The following is a 22,081-nucleotide window of genomic DNA, read 5'->3' as shown; positions in this document are numbered from 1 at the left end:
CATCAGCACCGGCTGACCACACGGGAGGAAGCCCATGCCCCGACCATCCCTGCAGCTCGCCGTCGCCTTCGACGGGCTCGGCTGGCATCCCGCCGCCTGGCGGCGCTCCGCCCTCGACGCAAGGCGCTCTGGTCCGGGTCCCACTGGGCCGGCCTGGTCGCCGAGGCGGAGCGCGGACTTCTCGACTTCGTCACCTTCGGCCTGCCCCGACCGGCGAACCGGTATGCGCCGACACCCGACCAGGACCGGTCCCCGTCCGTTGCCGCGCCCCTGGCGAACCGGAGGTAGCCATGCCCAAGCAGATCATCGTCGCCGCGCACTTCCCCGGAGTGAACAACCAGACGGTGTGGAGCGATCCGGCCGCCGGCAGCCAGATCGACTTCGCCTCCTTCGTCCACCTGGCCCGCACCGCAGAACCCGGCAAGTTCGACTTCTTCTTCCTCGCCGAAGGGCTGCGGCTGCGCGAGCAGCGGGGAAAGATCTACGACCTGGACGTGGTCGGCCGGACAGTCTCACCGTGCTGGCCGGGCTGGCCGCCGTCACCACGCACCTCGGGCTGGCCGGCACCTCCTCGAACGCCTTCACTGGGGAGAACTTCCGCCGTGGCGGCTTCCTCGACTACTCGCAGCGCTACCAGCGGGCCGCAGAGTTCGTCCGGGCCGCCCGGCTGCTCTGGGACTCCTGGCCGGCGGACGCGGTCGTCGGCGACCGGGAGACCGGCCGGTTCGTCCGGTCGCCGGACCCGGGCGCCTTCGCCCACCACGGAGGGCACTTCGAGATCGCGGGGCACTTCACCGTGCCGCGCAGCCCGCAGGGGCACCCGGTGATCATCCAGGCCGGCGACTCGTCCGAGGGACGGGAGTTCGCGGCCGCCGACGCCGATGCGATCTTCTCCCGGCACGGCACCCTGGAGTCCGGCCAGGCGTTCTACGCCGACGTGAAGTCCCGGCTGACCCGCTACGGCCGGTCACCCGACGACGTGAAGATCATCCCGGACGTGACCTTCGTGCTCGGCGACACCGACACGGAGGCGGAGGCGCGCGCCCACGACATCCGCCGCCAACAGGTCAGCCCGCAGACCGCGATCCTGTTGCTTGAACAGCTGTGGAACCGGGACCTGTCCGGGTACGACCCCGAGGGCCCGCTGCCGGCCGAGGACCCAGACGTCTCGGACTCCGCCATCATCCAGGGCCGGGCCCGGATGTACGACGACACGGTGGGAACCGTGCGCCGGTGGCGGGCGCTGGCTGCCGAGAAGGGGCTCGGCATCCGCGACCTGATCATCGAGGTGACCGGCCGGCAGTCGGTCATCGGCACCCCGGCCCGGGTAGCCGAGGAGATGAACCACTTCGTCCAGTCCGACGCGGCCGACGGGTTCATCCTGGCACCGCACCTGACGCCCGGTGGTCTGGACGACTTCGTCGACCGGGTGGTGCCACTATTGCAGGAACGCGGCGTGCTCCGCGCCAACTACACGACTACCACCCTGCGCGGTCATCTCGGCCTCGGCCCGCCCCGCGCCGTCGGCCCGCCTCGCCCCGTCGGCCCGCCGCGTCTCCGGCCCGACGCGGAACGAAAGGTGCTGGCATGAACTTCCTGCTAATCACCCTGATCACCCACCTGCCCGACCCGGTCACCGGCCGACAGCCGTCGACCACCGAGCGGTTCCGGGAGGTGGTCGACGGCGCGGTGCTCGCCGAGGAACTGGGCTTCGACGGGTACGGCGTCGGCGAGCGCCACGAGCGCCCGTTCATCTCGTCCTCACCTCCGGTGGTGCTCAGCCACATCGCCGCGAAGACCTCCCGGATCCGGCTGTTCACCGCGGTCACCACGCTCAGCCTGCTCGACCCGGTCCGGGCGTACGAGGACTATGCGACCCTGGACCACCTCTCCGGCGGCCGGCTGGAACTGATCATCGGCAAGGGCAACGGAGCGGCCCAGGCGCAGCTGTTCCACGTCACCACCGAGGACCAGTGGGACCGCAACCGAGAGGGCTACGAACTGTTCCGGAGACTCTGGCGGGAGGAGAAGGTCACCTGGTCCGGCCGGTTCCGTCCGCCGTTGACCGAGGCGGAGACCTGGCCTCGGCCGCTGCAACAGCCGATCCGGGTGTGGCATGGGAGCGCCACCAGCCGCGACTCCGTCGACCTGGCTGCCCGTTACGGCGATCCGCTCTTCTCCGCGAACGTGACCAACCCGATCGAGCCGTACGCCGAACTGATCCGCTACTACCGGGAGCGCTGGGCGCACTACGGCCACGACCCGGCCGATGCCCTGGTCGGCGCCGGTACGGCTGGGTACTACGCCGCGCGGACCTCGCAGCAGGCGATCGCCACCTACCGGCCGATCTTCCAGGCCCGGCTCGCCACCTTCCGCCGGCTCGGCATCGAGCCGGTCTTCCCCACCCTCGAGGACGCGCTCGAACGCAGCTCGATCCTGGTCGGCAGCCCACAGCAGATCGTGGACAAGGTGCTGCGCTACCACGAGCGGTTCGGACACGAGGTGATCCACCTGACCGCCGATCGCGACGGGCTGACCGAGCGGCAGCACCGGCAGACCCTCGAACTGTTCCAGGCCGAGATCGCCCCGGTGTTGCGCCGGAGGATTCCCAGCCGCCCCTTCGGCCGCTCAGCGCCGGCCGCCGTCACGACCTGACTGGACCGGGAGGTATCGACGTCATCGACACCACTGTCCGTACTCGACCTCGCCTCCGTGCCCGACGGCGGCACGGTCCAGGAGGCTCTGCACAACACCCTCGACCTGGCCCGCCACGCAGAGCAGTTCGGCTATCGACGCTACTGGCTCGCCGAGCACCACTGCACCGCCGGGGTGGCAGCTCGGCGCCGGCGGTCCTGATCGGACAGGTCGCGGCCGCGACCAGCCGGATCCGGGTCGGCTCGGGTACTGCACAACCGGGGCACCAGACGACGCTGGCGGTCGTCGAGCAGTTCGGTACGCTCGACGCCCTCTTCCCCGGCCGGATCGACCTCGGCCTCGGGCGTTCCGGACAGCGGCAGGCCGAGGCGGCCCGGGAACTGGCGGCGGACAGCGACCCGCCGCGGCCCGGGTGGTGGACGGGCTGCTCATCCCGCCGCCGCTCTCGTTCGCCAAGCTGATCGCCTCGCCCCGGTTCGCGCTCCACGCGGCACTGCTGCAACAGCCTGGAGCCCAGTCGCCAGACTTCGCCGAACAGGTCGGCGACATCCTGGCCCTGCTGCGGGGGGACTACCACGACGCCTCGGGGCTGGACGCGCACGCGGTACCGGGTGAGGGCACGGATCTCCAGGTGTGGTTGCTGGGCAGCAGCGGCGGCGAAAGCGCCCGGCTCGCCGGCGAACTCGGTCTGCCGTTCGCCGCCAACTACCACGCCAGTCCCGCCACCGTGCTGGAGGCGGTACAGGCGTACCGGGCCGCCTTCCGGCCCGGACCCGTGCTCGCCGAGCCGTACGTCGTTGTCTCGGCGGACGTGGTCGTGGCCGGCGACGACGAATCAGCGCGGACCGCTGGCCGCGCCGTTCGCGCTCTGGGTCCGCGGCATCCGCAGCGGGAACGGCGCGATCCCGTACCCCACCCCCGAGTACGCCGCCGACCAGGTATGAAGCGCCGAGGATCACGACCTGGTGGCCGACCGGGTCGCCACCCAGTTCGTCGGCTCCCCCGCCACCGTCGCGGCGAAGCTGCGGATCCTGCACAACGTCACCGGCGCCGGCGAACTGCTCGTCACCACGATCACCCATGACCACGCCGACCGGGTCGACTCGTACCGCCTGCTGGCGAAGGAGTGGTTCGCTTGACATCCGCCCAGCCGGGCGTCGTGGCAACAGCCTCGACAACCCGGTCAGCACCGCCCGGTCAGCCGGTTCCAGATCCAGCCGGCGTACCTGCCGCCGTAACACGGCGACCTGATGCCGCAGCACAGCAACCTCGATCGCGTTGGCGTGCCCACTGCGGGCCAACAGGATGATCAGCTGCAGTGCCTGACGAAGAATCAGGTAGCCGAACGACAGAATCATGACCGGCGGCATCCCGCCATCCATCGATCCCACAGCGGACAAAAGCGCACATCAGCGCCTACAGCCGAGTTTCCGAACTGTACAGGCTGCGGGGCTCTTGCCGACGGCGGCCGCGATCTCGTCGCCGCTGACATCGAAGGCCTCGCGCAACACGAAGACGGAGCGCCCGGTCGGTGACAGCGTCTCCAGGACGATCATGAGCCCCATCGACACACTCTCGGCGAGGTCGACGTCCTCGGCATCGTCCGGCGCGGTGAGCAGCGGATCGGGCAGCCACGGGCCGACGAAGGCCTCCATACGGCGTTTCATCGCGCGCAGCCGGTTGAGCGACTGCCGGGTGGTGTCCGGACCAGGTAGGCGCAGTGTCGTTTTGGCGCGAGTGATCCGAAGCAGAGCCGCCCCGGCGGCGACGACCAGGGCCAACCGGCCGGCTACGCCTGAGCAGGTTGACGCCGTCCGCACCGAACTCGGCCTCGACGCCCACGCCCCACTGCGGTACCTGCCATGGCTCACCCGACGACTGCGGGTGGTCGTTACGAACGAACGTACCGACGCGAACGGAGACCGCGGGCCGGGGTAAGCACCACGCTGGGGCTGGCGGCCGGCTCCGCCGTACTGACCCTTGTGGTCGGCGTCGCCGGGGCAGTGTTCGCGCATCGCATAGCGCGGCGAGCCCTGCACACCGGCGCGCTGCCGGCCACGTCGGCGCAGCCTTCTGCCTCAGTTACCTGCTGGTCCTGGCACTGGCGCTGCGGCCGGAGCTGGTGCCGACTGCGGGATGGCGGGGGCTGCAACCTGGATGATGCCGTCTCGGTACCATGCAGACGTGGGCGGCGATCAGTGGTGGAGTCTCACCGAACTGAACACCGAGGCGCCCGACCACCACCACGAATCAACAGTCGACAACCTTGCCGATATCTACAACGCCAGCGAAAGCCTTCGGTGTTTCCGGAAGCAACACGTCCCGGTCCCGGAGATCCAGCAGGCGATGCTGCACGACGACCCCGAAGACGTCCAGGCAAACACCAAGATTGAAAGTATCCGCCTCGCAATCCGCTCTGGCGTCACACTCCCCGGAGTCGTCCTCGTACACAACCCAGCGAATCGTAGTCCTTTGCCACGCCAAGGCAGGCGTTACATCGGCTCCTACCACCTACTCGAAGGCATGCACCGTTACACTGCTGCACACCGCGAGGAGGCGCCGCAGATCTATGCGTGGGTGGCTCATCTGGGATGCTGCGGGGGACCACAGGCTGACCTTGAGGACGAGCCGCTCAAGGCATGAAATGCGTCCGGCGCTCGGCACTGTGAGGCATGCCCGACAGAGCCGAACGCCGCGGGCCACACAAAATCGGAGTCGATTCTTTTCGCTACGTAAGCATCAATTCCTCGCGCAGGACAAACATGTAGTCAAGGTCCAACTCGGGCCTCGGACACAGATTTTTCTCACCGGTGCGCAGTCCCCGTGTGGGTGTTCAAGTCCCCTTGAACACCCAGTTTCCTGTCTTTCATCACTGTCGGTAACCGCCGCGCAGGGGCGAAGGTGGTCGCGATGACCACGTCCGTGCCGCCGGTGGTTCCCAAATCGATTCCCCGAGGTGCTACTGCCGACCCGGAGACACCGGGCCGCACTCGACAGCCACTTCCCGTGCCAGCCTCGGATGCCCAGTTCGCACGAGCGACCGACACCGTCTACGCCTTGAGCGCGGTCGACAAGCGCGGTCGGATCGGTGATCGCAGCATCGTCCAGGTACTTGGTTGGGCGCCGGGAACTCGCCTGGACATTCGCGAGCGGGCCGGGATCATCATGGTCCGCGCGGCCCTTGACGGTGTCCACCGCATCGACAGTCGCGGCTACCTGGTCCTGCCGTTGGCGGTGCGTCGGTGGTGCCGGCTCACGGCCGGGGACCGGGTTCTGCTTGCCGCCGACCCCATCAACGGTGTGTTGGCGGCGCATCCCCTGGCGACGCTTGACCGGCTGCTGGCGGGCACACACGAAGCCGTGGCAGGGGGTGAGGTGGCGTGAGTCAGAGCATCGCCGGCCGGCCCGAGTTGGAGGCCGCCCGGCTGCTGCTGGAGCGGATGGGCATCTCCCCCGCCGACCTGCTGGAGGTCCGGCCGACCCGTCCGCCGGCTCCGACGTTCGCCGAGTACGTTCCGGTCGTCGCCGCCGCGGTGTCGCCCGGCACCCGCCGGGCGTACGGCACCTACTGGAAGAAGGTGGTGCAGGCATGGGGTGACCGCCGCATCGACGAACCTCTCCCTTCCGAGATCGAGCAATTACGCGCCCAGGTGCAGGCCAACGTGGTGCCGCGACGCAACAACCGGGGCGGCCGATCCGCGGCCGAGCACATTGTGGCCGCGCTGCGCTGCCTGTACCGGCGGGCGGTGGCGGACGGGTATCTGGACGCGGCCGACAACCCGGCGTTGAAGGTGAACAAGCCGCGCCGGCTGCCCAGTACGCGGCGTGCGATCGGCGACGCCCGCCTGGCGGAGATCAACGAGGTGGCGGTCCGCACCGGCGATGACCCGGGTCTGGACAGTCTGCTGATCCGGCTGCACACCGAGACCGCCTGCCGCCGCGCCGGTGCGCTGGCACTGCGGCCACGGGACCTGGACACCGACGAGTGTCTGATCTTCCTGCGGGAGAAGGGCGGCACTTCCCGCTGGCAGCCGGTCTCCCCCACGTTGATGCGGCACCTCCTGGCGCATCACGCGGAACGGGGTGACGGCGACCGCGACGGCAGCCTGCTGCGCTACCGCGACGGACGCCCGTTGACCTACCGACGGTACGACTCTCTCTGGGCGCGCATCGGGCAGCACCTGCGGTGGGTACACACCCAGCAGATCAGTACGCACTGGTTGCGGCACACCACGCTGATCGTTTGGTGGCCTCCCTCGGTCTCACGAGGGAGGCCACCGATTTCATCTAATCCTGGCCTCAGGTTGATCGGGCAGGATGAGCGGAAAAGCATCGACTGGAGAGGGGCGGGCCGGCGTGCGAATCATGATCGCGGATGACGAGGCGGCCATCCGTGAGTCGCTGGAGCGGGTGCTCCAGGTCGAGGGTTACGACACCAGCACCGTCGCCAACGGTCTCGCCGTGCTCGACGGGGTCGGTGGTGACGCGCCGGATCTGCTGATCCTCGACGTGATGATGCCCCGCCTCGGCGGGTTGGAGACCTGCCGGCGGTTGCGGGCGGCGGGTCGGGATCTGCCGGTGCTCATGCTGACCGCCCGGGATCAGGTCTCCGAACGGGTCGCGGGGCTGGACGCGGGCGCCGACGACTATCTGCCCAAGCCGTTCGCCACCGAGGAGTTGCTGGCCCGGGTCCGGGCTCTGCTGCGCCGCCGCGCGCCGGGCGACGACGAGTCGCAGCTCCTGACGTTCGCCGACGTCCGGCTGGATCCCGACAGGTTCGAGGCGTGGCGGGGTGGGCGGCCGCTGCACCTGACCCGGACCGAGTTCTCCCTGCTGCAGGTCCTCGTGCGCAACGCGACCCGGGTGTTGACCCGTGACGCGCTGTTCGAGGCGATCTGGGGCTTCGACATGAGCACCACCGCCAACAACCTCCAGGTGTACGTGAGCTACCTGCGCCGCAAGATGGAGGCCGAGGGTGAGCCGCGATTGATCTACACGCTGCGCGGCTTGGGATACACGTTGCGGGAGACTCCTCCGTGAGCAGGCCCGCCGGCCGGGAACCGCGCAGGCTGACCCGATGGTGGCGCCGGCGGTCCCTGCGGACCAGGTTGACGGTGATCGCGGCGACGGCCATCGCGGTCAGCGTGTTCGTGTCCTTCCAGGTGGCCAGCGAGCTGCTGGACTGGGAGCTGCAGGACAGCGCGGAGGATCAGCTGCGCGCCGACTCCCGCGTCCTGGCGACGAACGCGGAGCGCGCCGGCCTGGCGCAGGTCCAGCTACCGCCGTATCCCGGATCCGGTCGGCTGGTGCGGGTCATCCTGCCCGACGGCTCGACCCGGACGCCGGCCGGCCAACCCGCGCTGCCCCCGGTCAGCCAGGACGCCGGGCGCGTGGCGCAGGGTGCGTCGGCCGACCTGATGGAGTCGAACGACAGCGACGAGGACGGCTACCGCATCTACACGCTGCGGGCGGGCGACGGCGCGGTCCAGGTGGCCCGCGTCGCCGACGACAGCCCGATCAACCAGTTCGGGTTGGGCATGCTGCTGATCGGGCTGCTCTGCGTGGCCGGGGGCGCCCTTGTCGGGCGGACCGTGGCGCGGACCGGGCTGGCACCGATCGACCGGCTGACCGCCGCCGCGGTCCGTGTCGCGCACACCCGGGATCTCGACGCCGACATCCCGGATGAGGGCGGTGGGGAGATCCGGCGGCTGATCCAGGCGATCAACGACATGCTCGCCGCGCTCCGGGATTCCCGGCGGGCCCAGCGGCTGCTCGCCGAGGACGCCGCCCACGAGCTCAAGACCCCGCTCACCAGCCTGCGCCTCAACGTCGAGCTGCTGATCCGGCTCGATCGGCGCGGCACCCTGGACAGCGCACTGCCGACGGAGAGCCGGACCCGGCTGCTCAACGATCTCGGCGCCCAGGTGGCCGAGTTGAGCACCCTTGCCGCCGAGCTGACCGACCTGGCGCGCGGTGACGTCAGCGACGAGAGCACCGAACTGCTCGACCTCGCCGACGTGGTGGTGGCCGCCGCGACCCGGGCGCGTTCCCGCGTGCCCGACATCGAGGTCGCGCTCGACGTGACCTCCGTGTGGGTGAGCGGGCGTCCCGCTGCGCTCCAGCGGGCGGTGCTCAACCTCATCGACAACGCCGGCAAATGGTCTCCCGCGGACCAGCCGGTCCAGGTCCGGCTCCTCGCCGAGGGCGCGTCGGCGGTGCTCGACGTCGACGACGCCGGGCCCGGCATCGACGCCGCCGACGTGCCGCGCGTGTTCGACCGGTTCTACCGTGCCGACAGCGCCCGGGCGCTGCCGGGATCCGGCCTCGGGCTGTCGATCGTGCAGCGGGTCGTCGACGCCCACGGCGGCCGGGTCACCGTCGCCCGCTCCGCACGCGGTGGCACGCTGCTGCGGGTCGACCTTCCGGCCGCGGCCCCGCCCGCCCCGATCGCGCGGCCCACCGCCGGCGAGGACACCGCGGTGCGCTGACCCGCCCCGGCGGCGCGGCGCAGGACAAGGGACGGCGGCCCTCGGGCATGGCCCCGCGCGGCTCACCGTCGGGGCAGGAAACCGCGGTGCGCCGACCCCAGCCCCGGCCGCACGGCGCAGGACCAAAGGGCGGTGAGTGTCGGGCCCATGAAAAGATCCGGGACGGGCCTGGGTCCCCGTCCCGGATCTCGTCCGTGCCGCCGCGCTCACCGTTGCAGCGCGAGCTCCTCATCGTCCACGAGCGGCCGTTGACCGTCCGGCGGCTCCACCGGTCGGGACAGCCGGCTCGGCCACCACATCCGCCGGCTGATCAGCAGGGTGAGGGCAGGCACCAGGACCGACCGCACCAGCAGGGCGTCGAGCAGCACGCCGAAGGCGACCAGGAACCCGACCTCGATCAGCATCACCAGCGGAAGTGTGGCGAGGACCGCGAACGTGGCCGCCAGGACCAGGCCTGCCGAGGTGATGACGCCACCGGTGGCGGAGAGGGCTTTGAGCATGCCGTCTCTGGTGCCGAGACGCACGGTCTCCTCCCGGGCCCGGCTGGCCAGGAAGATGTTGTAGTCGACGCCGAGCGCCACCAGGAACAGGAATGCCAGCAGCGGCACCGAATAGTCGATACCCTTGAACCCGAGGATCGTGTCGAAGACGAACACGCTGCCGCCGAAGGCTGCGGCGAATGAGACGATCACGGTTGCCATCAGGACCAGCGGGGCCACGATCGCTCGGAGCAGCAGCCCGAGGACGATCAGGACGACGGTGAGCACCAGCGGGATCACCAGCTTCTCGTCGCGGCTGGTGGTGACCTCGGTGTCGAGGTTCTCCGCGCTCGGCCCGCCGACGATCGCCTCCGCCCCGCTCACCGCGTGCACGGCGGTGCGCACCCGCTTGATCGTGTCGTACTCCGCGGTGGAGTCCGGCGCGTCCGTCGGGAACACGGAGATGTCGGCCCAGCCACCGCTGGTCTGGCCCGGGATGGCCTCTGCCACACCGCGGGTGCCCTTGACGATGTCGAGCACCCGCTCCTGGTACGCCGGCCGCGTGAAGATCGTCATCGGCTGGCCGCCGAGCTCCGGGAAGTGCTGGCGGAGAACGGTGAAGCCGGTGACCGATTCCGGCGCGGACAGGAACTGGTCCTGCTCCCGCAGGGCGCCGGTGTTGCCCGCCAGCCCGATGGCGAGAACACCCATAATTCCGAGCGAGCTGAGCGTCGCCACCCACCGGCGGCGGCTGATGGCGGTGCCGAGCCGTCCCCACAGCCCCGGCTTCTCCTCCACTGCCGTGCTGAACCGCGGGATGGCCGGCCAGAAGATCCGCCTGCCGAGCACCACGAGCACCGCCGGGAACAGCGTCAGCATGGCGATCAGCGCGCACAGGATGCCGGCCGCACCGATCGGGCCCAACCCGCTGGTGCTGTTCAGGTCCGCGACGAGCAGGCAGAGCAGGCCGGCGACCACGGTGGCCGCGGATGCGACGATGGCCGGCGCCGCGCCGCGTAGCGCCTGGACCATCGCAACCCGGACGTTCTCGTGGTGGTGCAGTGCCTCCCGGTACCGGGCGATGAGCAACAGCGCGTAGTCCGTGCCGACGCCGAACACCAGGATCGTCAGCAGCGCCGAGTTCTGGTCGTTGACCACGATGCCGAAGCCCTTGACGAGCAGGTAGACGGTCGCCATCGCAGTCAGTGCGGCCGCGCCCACGACCACCAGCGGGATCAACCACAACACCGGGCTGCGGTAGGTGAGAATGAGCAGGAGCGTGACGACGACGACGGTGGTGAGGAAAACCTGCAGGTCGATGCCGTCGAAGACGGCGTCCATGTCGCCGTCGACCGCGGCCGGGCCGGTCACGTCGAGTTCCAGGCCGGCGGGGCGGTCCTTCGCGGCCTCACGCAACGGGCCGACGATGGCCTCCGGTCCGCCGTAGGTCGTGCTCACATCGAGGGTGAACATCATCGCCTTGCCGTCGGTGGAGGGTCTCGTCGGTGAGTCCTCGTCGTCCTCGCCGGCCGCCGCCGTCGCCGTCGGCGGGTACCGCTTGGCAAGGGTGTTGTAGTGGCGCTCGACCGTCGCGCGGTCAGCGTCGGTCATCCCGCCGGCGCGGTGGTACACGAAAACGAACGTGTTGTCCTCACCGCCGGGCAGACTGTCCTCCAGCACCGCCACCTTGGTGGACTCGGCACTGGCCGGCAGCGTGTCCACGGCTCTGTCGGTGGTGACCGAGCTCAACTTCCCGCTCAGCGGCACCATGACCGCCGCCAGCGCCACCCACAACCCGATCACCAACCACGGCACCCACCGCCCTGCCAACCGACCGGCCGACGCTTCCCCGGACGGCGCTGCGTTGACTGCCATCACTAGCCTCCTACATACGGGTTACATCGCTTATCTGATGCCGACTTCGTACCGAGCGAACCTGAGACGACCGTTAAAACGGCACTCAGGCCGGTTGGCCGACCCAGGTGCCCAGCGCACGCACCAGCGCGGTGGCGCCCAGAGCCGGGCGTCGAACACGACCAGCACGTCAGGATCGCCCATCACCCACTGTCCGGCCGCGATGAGACGTTGCATGACGTCGCGGACCTGGGCCGCAGTCACTTCGGCGACGTCGTCGGCCGGGCCGAGCCGCACGGCGTCGAGGATCGCGGTCCATGAGGTCCGGCCCGGTTCCAGGGCGGCGATAAACGAGTACGGCCAGCCCGGGTTTAGCTGGGCCTGGTTCTTGCCGCAGCCGTAGAGGTGGCAGAACAACCTGTCGGGGCTGGTGGCGGCGTCCGGGCGCAGCCGGGCGCTGACGTACACGGCCAGGACCACCGTCCGCCCGCGCACCGCGGTAGCGGCAGCCCTGTGAGGACGCCACAGAGCCGTTCGACCTCGATCCAGCGCTTGTTGTTCAGCGCGTCGTACAACGCGCCGTGCCCGCGCCGGTGCTCGGGCGGCAACGACAACCCGACCAGGGTTCGTACCGGCCCATCGGTACAGAGCACCGCGTCGGTGAGCTCGAAGAGCGCGTCGACCCGCGCGGTCAGGCAGGCGTAGCAGTCGGTTCTAAGCTGGGAGTTTGGCTCCCGTCCATCGCCGATGGACTTTTGTGGGCGTGAATTCGGGCCCAGTTGCGACGGGCCTTGATTCTCGTGCGGGTGTCGAACGGCGCTCCGGAGAGCAGTACCGTGGTGCCACCTCCCTCCCGAGGATGGCGACTGCAGTACGACGGAACAGGACGGAATCGGGCCTAGCGTTCAGGCCATGACGAAACCTGATAGCCCACTGTGGAGGTTCGGGGCGGCCACCATAGCGCTGGCGACGGCGTTCGCTGTCGCCGCCTGCGGGTCGGACGCCGACAACAGTGCGGCGCCCGCCGCGGCCGGCTCGCACAGCGCGCACGCGGGCGGGTCGTCGGCTCCACCGCAGCCGCTGCGCGCCGGCGAGCGGTTCGTCGACCTGAAGATGGCCGAGGCCTACACGCCTGCGCCGCCGGAGGGCGGCGGCACGGACGGGTACCGGTGCCAGGTGATCGATCCGGGCCTGACCATGGCGCAGTACCTGACCGGGACTCAATTCATGCCGGAGAACGTCGCCATCGCGCACCACGCCATCGTGTACGCGGTGCCGCCGGGCGGCGCTGCCGCGGTGCGCGTGCAGGACGCGAAGACCCCCGGCCTCGGCTGGCAGTGTTTCGGCGGGACCGGCGTGGACGGCGCCGAGGTAGAAGATGGGGACGCAGCGTGGGTGGACACCTGGGCGCCGGGTGCCACGGAGACGCTGCTCACCCAGGACGCCGGCTACAAGCTGGAGCCGGGCAGCCTGCTCGTCCTCCAGATCCACTACAACCTGTCGCGACCGATGGCAAGCCGGCCGGGTCGGACCGTTCGGCGGTGCGGCTGCGGCTGACGGACGGCACGCCACAGACCCGGGAACTCGTCATGTGGCCGCTCGACGCGCCGACCGACCTGCCCTGCGCCGCCGACGAGTCGGGGCCGCTCTGTGACCGGGCGGCCTCGATCGCGGACGTGACGAAGCGGTTCGGGCCGGAGGTCGGCGACATGGCGGACGAGCAGCTGGAGGAGTGCGGCCAGAACGCGCCGAAGCCTGGTGACACCCAGACCTGCGACCACAAGGTGCCGGCGCCGATGACGCTCTTCGCCGGTTTCGGCCACATGCACCTGCTCGGGCGGGCCATAAAGGTAGAACTCAACCCGGGCACGCCAAACGCCAAGGTCGTGCTGGACGTGCCGCAGTTCGACTTCGACAACCAGCGGCTGGTGACGCTGCCGTCGCCGGTGGAGATCGGTCCGGAGGACACGCTGCGGCTGACGTGTACGCACGACGCGGGGCTGCGCAAGCGGCTGCCGCAGCTGAGCAAGCTGCCGCCGCGCTACGTGGTGTGGGGCGACGGCACCAGCGACGAGATGTGCATCGGCATCATGACGGTCTCCCCCCGCAAGTCCTGACGAAGCGTCGAACGTGTGTGAGCGCACTGAGGTCAACAAAGCTGAAAAACAGCTCTGAGCTCACACACATCCCGCACTGAGCTCACACGCGTGCGGGCGTCGTGGCGGTCGGACGGGCGGTGACGTGGGCGGCTGCACGCGGCCCCGGCAGCGGAGCGGTAGATCACGCGGAGCGGATCGGCCCGGAGCGGTGCGGCTGGGAACTACGGTCGCGCCCTGACGGACGCGCGAGATGAAGCGCTAAATCGGCCGGGTGAGTCTCAGGTCGTAGGCGAGGATGACGGCCTGGATCCGGTCCCGTGCGCCGATCTTGGCGAGGACCCTGTACCGTGCCAAAACCTGTCGCGCAGGCTGTGAGCTGGGAGTTCTTGGCTCGGTCTGATGATCGCCGGTATGGTCGTGCGGTTGCTGTACCTGGGAATGATCCACCTGTTCAACGGTCTGGGATTGCTGATCCGCAGCGACAGAGCGTTGCTGGTCGAAGTCCTCGCGCTGCGGCACGAGACAGCAGTGCTACGCCGCCACATTCACGGCCGGCCGCGGCTGTCCTGGCCGGACCGGACGATCCTGTCCGCCCTCGCCCGCCTGCTGCCCCGCCGGATACGGGCACACCGGATCGTCACCCCGGCCACGTTGCTGAACTGGCACCGCCGGCTGATGCGACACCGCTGGACCTACCCGAACCGACCCGGCCGACCACCGGTCAACGACGAAATCCGGGACCTGGCGCTGCGGCTGGCCCGCGAGAACCCACGCTGGGGACACCGCCGGATCCAAGGCGAACTACAGCAGCTCGGCCACCGCACTGGGGCAGGAACCATCCGACGAATCCTGGCCCGCCGCCGGGTCGGCCCGCCGCCCCGCCAACAGGACACCAACTGGCGCACCGTCCTGCGCACCCAGGCCAGTGGGCTGCTGGCAATCGACTTCTTCCACCTCGACACCATCCTGCTACGACGCCTGTACGCGCTGGTGCTCATGGAGGTGGCCACCCGACGGGTCCACCTCCTCGGCATCACCGCCCACCCCACCGGGCAATGGGTGACCCAGCAAGCCCGCAACCTCACCATGAACCTGGGCGAGCATGCCAACCGGTTCAGGTTCCTCATCCGCGACCGCGACGCCAAGTACACCGCCGCGTTCGACGCGGTGTTCGCCGCCGAGGGCATCACGGTGGTCAAGACCCCGCCCCGCACCCCACCGGCCAACTGCTTCATCGAACGCTGGGGCCGCAGCCTCCGGGAAGAATGCACCGACCACATGCTGCTCTACAACGAGCAGCACACGCAGGCCGTGGTCGGCGAGTACATCGACCACTTCAACAACCACCGGCCCCACCAAGGACGACAGCAGCGCCCACCCCACCACGACCCAGCCGTCATCATCCCCATGGACAAGCCCGTACGACGCCGACGACGACTCGACGGAGTGATCGACGAATACCACCGAGCAGCCTGAACCGATCTCCAAAACACCAGGTCACCGCCATGAAACGAGTTTTGGCACGGTACACGGCGTGGCGTGACCTGCCGGCCCGGTACGGGTCCTGGCAGTCGGTCTACACCCGGTTCCGCAGGTGAGCGTTGGATGGCACGGTCACCCGGATGCTCGCCGGGATCCAGGCCGACACCGACGCCGCGGGGAGCCGCTGCGGCTTCGCTGGGCGCGTTGGCGCGGCCCGCGGCGACGGGCGCGCGAGAGAGACGGCCGGGGATTCGGCCCAGAGCCAAGCCCGAGCGACACACGTCCTTCGGTCCGGTCAAGCAGATGAACGCCGACGAGCTGAGCATCGGGTACGCCGAGGCCGGACCCGCCAACGGCCGGGTGGTGGACGACACCGGGTTTCCCAAGGACGGCAACGCCTCGGCGTGCGTGGGCCGGTAGTATTCCGGCACGCTCGGTAAGGTCGCCAACTGCCAGATCCCAGGCAGGGTCCACGCCGCGACCGACGCCGCCTCGGCGGTGCTGGACTGGCAGCTGTTACTCGGCCGGTTTATCCTCGCCGCGACCTGGGAGAACGTGCGTGAGCATGCCGCTGGGCCACCGGACTGCCCTCTGCACAGCTTTCGCTCGAAGTCCTCACGGGCGCCGGTCCACCGGAACGAGAAGTCGTCCCCGCAGCGGTGCGAACGCACCACGTCGCGATGCCCCGCAGCCGGCCGTCAGCGTCAGCGGCCTCGACCGTCCAGCGCACCACGTCCGCAGCTTGCTCGTCGCCCTGCCACACATCTCCACCCTGTCGGCGGAGACACCGGGCAGCGGGCAGCGGCGAGGTCGATGTACGGTTAGCTGCGGTCTCCTACAAGGAGCGACGACGGCCACGAGGACGCAGTCCGAGGCGGTGACGGTCGGTGAGTGAGGCACGGCTTCCCGGTGTCCTTCGCGAGTTCCGTGAGCGCGCCGGTCTAACCCAGCAGGATGTGGCCGAACGGGCCGGGCTGAGTGTCGGTGGGCTGCGTGATCTGGAGCAGGGACGCGTCGCCGCACCACGTCCGGCCACCCTACGCCGGCTCGCCGCCGGCCTTGGTTTGTCCGATGCGGAGACGGCCGAACTCGTCCGGTTGGGTCAGCGCACCCAGCGGCCCGGGTACGACCTGCGGTTGCGGGTGTTGGGTCCGCTTGCTGTCCTCGTAGACGGAGTGGGCGTGGATCTGGGCTCGGCGAAGCAGCGCACCCTGCTGGCCGTGCTGGCGTTGACCCCGAACGCACCGGTGCAACTGGACACGCTCGTCGAGGTGATGTGGGGCGGGCGACCGCCGGACGGCGTCGCCGGTCTGGTGCAGAGTCACGTGTCCCGGCTACGGCAGCGGCTGCAGTCGAGGCGGCTGGCCGGTGAGCCGGATCGTTTGTTGATCGCCACCCGGGGTGGCTACCAGCTGGCCGTCACCGACGACCAGCTTGACCTGCTCGAGTTCCGCCGCCTCATCGAGGCTGCTCGGGGTGCCCACCGAGACGGCGAGCCAACCCCCGCGTACGAGTCGTACCGGCAGGCGATCGGCCTGTTCCGGGGTGCGCCGCTGGCCGACCTGGCCGGCCTGCGGGTCCTGCCGGAGGTGGTGGCGCTGGACCGGGAACGGCAGGCGGTCGTCGTGGAGTACGCCGACGTCGCCACCGCGCTCGGCCATCATGAGCAGGTGTTGCCGGTGCTGCGGCAGGCCACCGAGGCCGATCCGTTGCACGAGGCTGTCCATGCGCGGTTGATGCTCGCGTTGGCGGGCAGCGGTCAGCAGGCTGCGGGGCTGCGGGTGTTCGAGGCGCTGCGCCGTCGGCTCGCCGACGAGTTGGGCGCGGACCCGGGACCCGAGTTGGCCGACGCGCACCGGCGGGTGCTGCGTCAGGAGGTGGCCCCGGCGGCTGGGACCGGCCCGGCGCCGGTGAGCGCGCATCGCCAGCTACCGCCGGACCTCGCCGACTTCACGGGCCGCGAGGCCGAGCTGCGTACCTTGTGGTCGGCTCTGCCGCCGCCCGGGGACGCGGGCGGCACCCTGGTGATTTCCGCGATCGAGGGAATGGCAGGGGCCGGCAAGACCCGGCTCGCCATCCACCTCGCCCATCAAGTGGTGCGCGCCGGGCGGTACGCCGATGTCCAGCTCTACGTGGACCTGCGGGGTCACGCCGACGAGCCGCCGGCCGATCCGGCGACTGTGCTTGCTTCCTTTCTTTACCTGCTGGGTGTGCCCGGCGCCCAGATTCCCGATGCGGTGGACGCGCGGGCGGCGCTGTACCGGGACCGGCTGCACGGCCGGGATGCCCTGGTCCTGTTGGACAACGCTGCCAGCGACGGGCAGGTGTTGCCGTTGCTGCCGGCGAGCGCGACCAGTCTCGTCCTGGTCACCAGTCGTCGGGTGCTGGCTCTCGAGGGTGCCCGCACGCTGAGCCTGGATGTGTTCACCGCGCAGGATGCGCACGCGATGCTCGGCCAGCTCGCCGGTAGGGATCGGGTTGCCGCGGATCCGTCCGCCGCTCGCCGGGTCGCTGACCTGTGTGGGCGGTTGCCGCTGGCGGTGGTGTTGGCTGGCCGGCGGTTGCGTTCTCGGCCGGCCTGGACGTTCAGCGATCTCGCCACCCGGCTCGACACGGCGGGCAGCCGGCTGGGTGAGCTGGCGATCGGGAGCCGGCAGGTCCGGGCCGTCTTCGACCTGTCCTATCGGGCTCTCGATCCGGCGGAGCGGCGGCTGTTCCGGTTGCTCGGGCTACACCCTGGCGACGACTTCACCGCCGACTCGGCCGCCGCGCTGGCGAACGTGGCGCCGCCGGCGGCCCGCCAGATGCTTGAACGGCTGGTGGACGAGCACCTCGTCACTCCGGTCACCGCCGATCGCTACCGGCTGCACGACCTGCTCCGCGACTACGCCAGGACGCGAGCGACAGCGGATGACGGTGACGGCGGCACCGATGCCGCCGTCGATCGGATCCTCACCTGGTACCTGCACGCCGCCGACGCGGCCGTCCGAACGCTGGCGCCACACAATAGAAACGTCATCCTGGACGAGCGGTCCCGGCCATCCCATCTGCCCGTCTTCGACGCGGACGAGCAGGCGTTCCAATGGCTCACCGCCGAAGAGGCCACCTTGATCGTCGCCATCACCAGCGCCTTCAGCCACGGCAGGTATGACGTCGCCTGGCGACTGCCGGCGCTGCTCGGGCCGTACTTCGAGCGACGCAGCAACTGGCACGACTGGCTCGGCACCAGACACATCGCGCTCAAGGCGGCACGCCGGGCGGAGGACCGGGCCGCCGAGGCACTGATCCTCAGCGGCCTCGGTACCGTCTACGGGCAGATCAACCAGACCGAGAAGGCCATCGAGTGCCTCACCCACTCGCTGGAGATCCGCCGCGCCATCGGCGACCGGTACGGCGAAGGTCGGACGCTCAACAACCTTGGTGTCGCGTACGGCCGGCAGGGCAAGTTTCACGATGCCATCGAGTACCTGACCGCAGCCCTGGAGATCTGCCGGCAAACCGCCTCCGAGTACGAATGGACCATGGCGCTGGGAAACCTCGGCCGGGCGTACACCGGTGCCGGGCAACACGAGGAAGCGATCCGCTGCCTGCGGGAGGCGCTCGAGATCCGGCGGCGGCTGGCCGATCCAGTCGGCGTCGCCTCGGCGCTGTTCAATCTCGGCGAGGCGCTGTTGCGCGCGGGGCAGCACCAGCAGGCCCTCATCCACCTGTCCGAGGCTCGCGACCTCTTCCACGAGAAGCACTGTCCCGGGCTCGAGGCCGAGACCCTGGAGATGCTCGGAGACGCCCGGCTGCTCTCCGACGAGCCGGTTCAGGCCCGGGAGTGCTGGCGGCAGGCGTTGGACCTGTTCGACTCGCTCGGCCACCCGCGCGTCGAAGGGCTGCGTACCCGGTTGGCGCCGCACGCGGCGCACCCGTAGTCAACCCGTAGTGGGTCGGTTGACGATTTTCTCGTTACCGTCGCTGACCAGCGCCGCCAGCGGCCGGGTAGGTCCGACGAGATGCCAGGACTCGGTGAGCGTCGTTCGTCACCATGGGTGGGACAGCGATGTGGGCCTGGGGAGGACGAGATGCCGGGAGGTCGGACCGACCTCGCAACGCCGCTGTGCGTCGTGGGTCGGGAGGTGGGCGTGATGGATAGGCCGTTGCTCGATGGCCTTCGCGATCCGGTCTGGGAGCGGCTGTTGCGCGAGTCCCTGGAGGAGCAGGCCAGCGACAACGGTGGAGGAAGGCCGGTGAGCTCATGAGACAAGGCTGGGTAAGACGCGCTATCAGCGCAGTCATGATCGGCGTGGTCGGGTCGCTGTCGGTGGTCGCGCCGGCGTCAGCGGCGCCGGGTTCCGCACCGGCGGCGCCGGTACGCGACGACAGTGTCAACGAGCCCGTGTACTTCATTCACGGCTTCGACGGTCAGCCGAACACGGCGGGGTTCGACTGCGACGCCTACTGGGGCGACGCCATAGCGGCGATGCGAGGCTGGGGCTGGATCGGCGTCCCACTAACCGTCGGCTACTACTCGAACGACAGCAACTGTGCCGAACCCTTGGAAAGCGGTAGTCGCAACACGAGTCTCAGCGAGCTCGGCAAGATACTGGCGTGGACGATCCACTACCGGTTTTCGTATATCGGCAGATCGGTTGATGTGATTGCCCACTCCATGGGTGGGCTCATCATCCGGGACGCCCTCACGGGGGTGCAGGAGGGGCAGGAAGGGTACCCGCCCTACCTCTATGTCGAGGATGTCGTCACGCTGTCGACACCGCATGCGCGGGGTTCCGCGCTCGCTAATCTGTGCGCGACCTTCATGTTGGCGATCCAATGTCTGGACATGGCGGGTCGCACCGGCTTCTTGGATAGTCTCGGTGGAAATCCGCAGGGCTCGCACGGCACCGACTGGACGGTGGTCGGTTACGAGGACGACTTCGTCGTTCCCGCCAGCGTGGCCACCAATATGCAGGCCAAGCACAAAGTGATCTACACCGGCGGGCAGCACGGCATGAATCACGACAATATGCGTTGGCAGACCACTGGTACGTGGACGCACAAGTATTCTAATAACGGCGGGGGCACATGGACCGGACCGGTCGGCAATCAGGCGGCACCGATCCGGGTAGCGAACAACGGATGCTACTGGCATTCCGCGTGGTAAGGCTCCGCCGAGTAGTCAGCTCGTCGTCCTGCTGTGCGACCACCGCCCGCTGTCGGCGACGGCGGCGGGCGGTGGTGCGTCCAATCCTGGTTGACCGCTCAAGGCGATCCGGAGGCGTTCACTGATGGTGACGAGGCGGCGTCTGGTCGGGGGTATGGTCGCGGCGTCGGTGGGCGGTGCGCTGCTGTCCACCCCCGCATACGCCGATTACGCGACCACTGTCGACCCCTCGAAGAGTTACGGCGCGTGGGAGGGTTGGGGGGCGGCCCTGTCCTGGTGGGCAAACGTCTTCGGTGCCGACGACACCCTCGCCGACCTGTTCTATACCCGGAAGGCCGTGTCGTACGGCGGCCGCAGCTATCCCGGTCTGGGCTTGAACATCGTCCGGTACAACCTGGGCGCTTGCACGTCGCGTACGATTGGTACTCCGCCGGTGGGCATGGTCGCGTCCCCGAACATTCCACGGTACAAACAGCTGGAAGGTTTCTGGCTGGACTGGTACAGCGGCGACCCGGCGTCAGACAGCTGGAACTGGCAGGTCGATGGCAGGCAGCGGCAGATGATGTGGAAGGCTCGCGACCGGGGCGCGGACCTGTTCGAGCTGTTCTCGGTCTCGCCGCTTAACTGGGGGGTCGATTTCTCCTCGGTCGATCCGTTCAACGAGCCGGCCGCGCCCTGGTGGAGGGCGGACGGGCCGCAGGAGGGTTGCCATTTCGACCCCGCCGCCCAGCGGGAGGTTATCCGGTACCTACGTGCCGAACTCGATGCCCGGGACCTGACCTCGACGCAGGTCGCCGCCTCGGACGAGAGCACGTACGCCATGGCGGCCGCGACCTGGAACAGCTTCCCGCCGACGGTCAAGTCGCTGGTCGGCAGGGTCAACGTGCACGGCTACGAGTACGGCAACACCGGCGGTCCGCGGAGCACGCTCTACGACGCCGTACGTGCCGACGGCCGGCGGTTGTGGCAGTCCGAGTACGGCGAAGGTTGGGACCACGGCCTGTACCTGGCGTACAACCTGAGCCTCGACCTGCGCTACCTCCATCCGACCGCGTGGTGCTACTGGCAGCCGGTCGACGGCGCCACCTGGGGCCTGGTCGCTGCCGACTATCCCGACCCGACCGCCAACATCGGCACCCTGGGGGCGGTCAGCAACAAGTACTTCGTCTTCGCCCAGTACACCCGGCACATCCGCGCGGGAATGGTCATCGTCGACAGCGGCGACCAGGCGACGGTCGCGGCCTACGATGCGGCCAACCGCCGGCTCGTACTGGTCACGGTCTGCGGTGACTCACCGCAACGGATCACCTATGATCTGTCCCGGTTCGCCACCGCCGGTGGGGCCGCGGGTGGAGTCGTCCGTGACTGGACCACCGACGCGAACCCGGATGGGAGCACAGGGCGGCAGTACGTCGCCGGCAGGTCCACCCGCCTGGACGGCATGCGGTTGACGGTGCAGTTCTCCGCTCGGAGCGTCTCGACCTTCGAGATTGACGATGTGACAATCTAGCCGGAGGCTGCGGGATGCCGATCCGGCGTCCCGCGGCCAATCGCCGACGGATGATGGGACAAGGTCCGGTTCTCTTCCTGAAGAAGCGATAAGCAAAAGTACGGCGTCCTCGCCGAGCACCCCCTGGGACGTACACGGCGAGCCGTACCCCCATTGCTGGTTAGGCAGAGGTGGAGAGACGTGGCGGACTTTCGAGTGCTCGGCCCCGTCGAGTTGTGGGATTCCGGTCGGTCGCTGAGGCCAGACCCTCCAAACAGCGGACGGCCTTCGCCGCGCTGGTGGTGGACGCGGGTCGGCCGGTGTCAGCGGCAACGTTGGTGGACCGGGTGTGGGGCAATGATCATCCGGCCGACTCTGAAGCTAAT

19 protein-coding genes and 3 pseudogenes are annotated in these 22,081 nt (G+C 69.4%); 19 read left to right on the top strand and 3 right to left on the bottom strand.

Going from position 1 to position 22,081, the window contains the following annotated elements; genetic code table 11:
* Positions 1–517: 517 nt before the first annotated feature.
* The 7 genes and pseudogenes from AAH979_RS38875 to AAH979_RS38845 all read left to right on the top strand — a co-directional run bounded on the left by AAH979_RS38875 (position 518) and on the right by AAH979_RS38845 (position 3,794).
* The gene (locus tag AAH979_RS38875; RefSeq protein WP_346263111.1) at positions 518–1,591 is read left to right on the top strand and encodes an NtaA/DmoA family FMN-dependent monooxygenase; all 1,074 of its coding nucleotides are present in this window, start codon (positions 518–520) and stop codon (positions 1,589–1,591) included.
* Positions 1,588–2,655 (top strand): LLM class flavin-dependent oxidoreductase, encoded by a 1,068-nt coding sequence (locus AAH979_RS38870; RefSeq protein WP_346263110.1) that lies wholly within the window; start codon positions 1,588–1,590, stop codon positions 2,653–2,655. The genes AAH979_RS38875 and AAH979_RS38870 overlap by 4 nt, the downstream gene beginning before the upstream one ends.
* A 57-nt stretch (positions 2,656–2,712) precedes the next feature.
* Positions 2,713–2,856 carry a hypothetical protein gene (locus AAH979_RS38865; RefSeq protein ID WP_346263109.1) on the top strand — a complete coding sequence of 48 codons (144 nt, stop codon included), beginning with the start codon at positions 2,713–2,715 and terminating at the stop codon, positions 2,854–2,856.
* A complete protein-coding gene (locus AAH979_RS38860; protein ID WP_346263121.1) occupies positions 2,799–3,116 on the top strand; it encodes an LLM class flavin-dependent oxidoreductase in 318 nt (105 codons plus the stop codon). Before AAH979_RS38865 ends, AAH979_RS38860 begins: the two co-directional genes overlap by 58 nt.
* A pseudogene (locus AAH979_RS38855) lies at positions 3,068–3,496 on the top strand (LLM class flavin-dependent oxidoreductase); the annotation flags it as partial. The gene AAH979_RS38860 and the pseudogene AAH979_RS38855, both read left to right, overlap by 49 nt.
* Positions 3,453–3,599: a hypothetical protein gene (locus AAH979_RS38850; RefSeq protein ID WP_346263123.1), complete on the top strand. Its 147-nt coding sequence runs from the start codon at positions 3,453–3,455 to the stop codon at positions 3,597–3,599. The pseudogene AAH979_RS38855 and the gene AAH979_RS38850, both read left to right, overlap by 44 nt.
* Before the next feature lie 21 nt (positions 3,600–3,620).
* Positions 3,621–3,794, top strand: a complete 174-nt coding sequence (locus AAH979_RS38845; RefSeq protein ID WP_346263122.1) for a hypothetical protein — start codon at positions 3,621–3,623, stop codon at positions 3,792–3,794.
* A 270-nt stretch (positions 3,795–4,064) separates the two neighbouring features.
* Here AAH979_RS38845 and AAH979_RS38840 read toward each other — a convergent pair whose 3' ends face one another.
* On the bottom strand, positions 4,065–4,436 hold the full coding sequence (locus tag AAH979_RS38840) for a hypothetical protein (RefSeq protein ID WP_346263108.1): 372 nt from the start codon (positions 4,434–4,436) through the stop codon (positions 4,065–4,067).
* Between the two features lie 403 nt (positions 4,437–4,839).
* Between AAH979_RS38840 and AAH979_RS38835 the strand changes: the two genes are divergently transcribed.
* The 5 genes from AAH979_RS38835 (at position 4,840) to AAH979_RS38815 (ending at position 9,143) form a co-directional block, all read left to right on the top strand.
* Positions 4,840–5,298, top strand: coding sequence for a hypothetical protein (locus AAH979_RS38835; RefSeq protein WP_346263107.1), 459 nt, complete (start codon positions 4,840–4,842; stop codon positions 5,296–5,298).
* A 267-nt stretch (positions 5,299–5,565) separates the two neighbouring features.
* On the top strand, positions 5,566–6,039 hold the full coding sequence (locus tag AAH979_RS38830) for a hypothetical protein (RefSeq protein WP_346263106.1): 474 nt from the start codon (positions 5,566–5,568) through the stop codon (positions 6,037–6,039).
* Positions 6,036–7,034 carry a site-specific integrase gene (locus AAH979_RS38825; protein WP_346263105.1) on the top strand — a complete coding sequence of 333 codons (999 nt, stop codon included), beginning with the start codon at positions 6,036–6,038 and terminating at the stop codon, positions 7,032–7,034. Before AAH979_RS38830 ends, AAH979_RS38825 begins: the two co-directional genes overlap by 4 nt.
* Positions 7,021–7,695, top strand: a complete 675-nt coding sequence (locus AAH979_RS38820; RefSeq protein ID WP_346263104.1) for a response regulator transcription factor — start codon at positions 7,021–7,023, stop codon at positions 7,693–7,695. Before AAH979_RS38825 ends, AAH979_RS38820 begins: the two co-directional genes overlap by 14 nt.
* The gene (locus tag AAH979_RS38815; RefSeq protein ID WP_346263103.1) at positions 7,692–9,143 is read left to right on the top strand and encodes a HAMP domain-containing sensor histidine kinase; all 1,452 of its coding nucleotides are present in this window, start codon (positions 7,692–7,694) and stop codon (positions 9,141–9,143) included. The genes AAH979_RS38820 and AAH979_RS38815 overlap by 4 nt, the downstream gene beginning before the upstream one ends.
* A gap of 206 nt (positions 9,144–9,349) precedes the next feature.
* Here AAH979_RS38815 and AAH979_RS38810 read toward each other — a convergent pair whose 3' ends face one another.
* Both AAH979_RS38810 and AAH979_RS38805 read right to left on the bottom strand, forming a co-directional pair.
* Complete coding sequence (locus AAH979_RS38810) at positions 9,350–11,497, bottom strand: MMPL family transporter (RefSeq protein WP_346263102.1); 2,148 nt, start codon at positions 11,495–11,497, stop codon at positions 9,350–9,352.
* A gap of 147 nt (positions 11,498–11,644) precedes the next feature.
* Positions 11,645–12,225 (bottom strand): annotated as a pseudogene (locus AAH979_RS38805) (transposase); the annotation flags it as partial.
* Positions 12,226–12,388: 163 nt separating this feature from the next.
* Between AAH979_RS38805 and AAH979_RS38800 the strand changes: the two are divergent.
* The 7 genes and pseudogenes from AAH979_RS38800 to AAH979_RS38770 all read left to right on the top strand — a co-directional run bounded on the left by AAH979_RS38800 (position 12,389) and on the right by AAH979_RS38770 (position 21,716).
* Positions 12,389–13,033 carry a hypothetical protein gene (locus AAH979_RS38800; RefSeq protein ID WP_346263101.1) on the top strand — a complete coding sequence of 215 codons (645 nt, stop codon included), beginning with the start codon at positions 12,389–12,391 and terminating at the stop codon, positions 13,031–13,033.
* On the top strand, positions 13,018–13,593 hold the full coding sequence (locus AAH979_RS38795) for a hypothetical protein (protein WP_346263100.1): 576 nt from the start codon (positions 13,018–13,020) through the stop codon (positions 13,591–13,593). The genes AAH979_RS38800 and AAH979_RS38795 overlap by 16 nt, the downstream gene beginning before the upstream one ends.
* A gap of 399 nt (positions 13,594–13,992) precedes the next feature.
* Positions 13,993–15,051 carry an integrase core domain-containing protein gene (locus AAH979_RS38790; protein ID WP_346263120.1) on the top strand — a complete coding sequence of 353 codons (1,059 nt, stop codon included), beginning with the start codon at positions 13,993–13,995 and terminating at the stop codon, positions 15,049–15,051.
* Positions 15,052–15,417: 366 nt separating this feature from the next.
* Positions 15,418–15,567, top strand: a pseudogene (locus AAH979_RS38785) (transposase); the annotation flags it as partial.
* 377 nt (positions 15,568–15,944) lie between these two features.
* A complete protein-coding gene (locus AAH979_RS38780; protein ID WP_346263099.1) occupies positions 15,945–18,977 on the top strand; it encodes a tetratricopeptide repeat protein in 3,033 nt (1,010 codons plus the stop codon).
* A gap of 362 nt (positions 18,978–19,339) precedes the next feature.
* Entirely contained in the window at positions 19,340–20,206 is an 867-nt protein-coding gene (locus AAH979_RS38775; RefSeq protein ID WP_346263098.1) for a hypothetical protein, read from the top strand.
* 154 nt (positions 20,207–20,360) lie between these two features.
* On the top strand, positions 20,361–21,716 hold the full coding sequence (locus AAH979_RS38770) for a hypothetical protein (RefSeq protein ID WP_346263097.1): 1,356 nt from the start codon (positions 20,361–20,363) through the stop codon (positions 21,714–21,716).
* Positions 21,717–22,081 lie beyond the last annotated feature (365 nt).

This window comes from Plantactinospora sp. ZYX-F-223 (genome assembly GCF_039649625.1).
Classification (GTDB): domain Bacteria; phylum Actinomycetota; class Actinomycetes; order Mycobacteriales; family Micromonosporaceae; genus Plantactinospora.
This window is presented reverse-complemented; position numbering and strand designations above follow the sequence as displayed.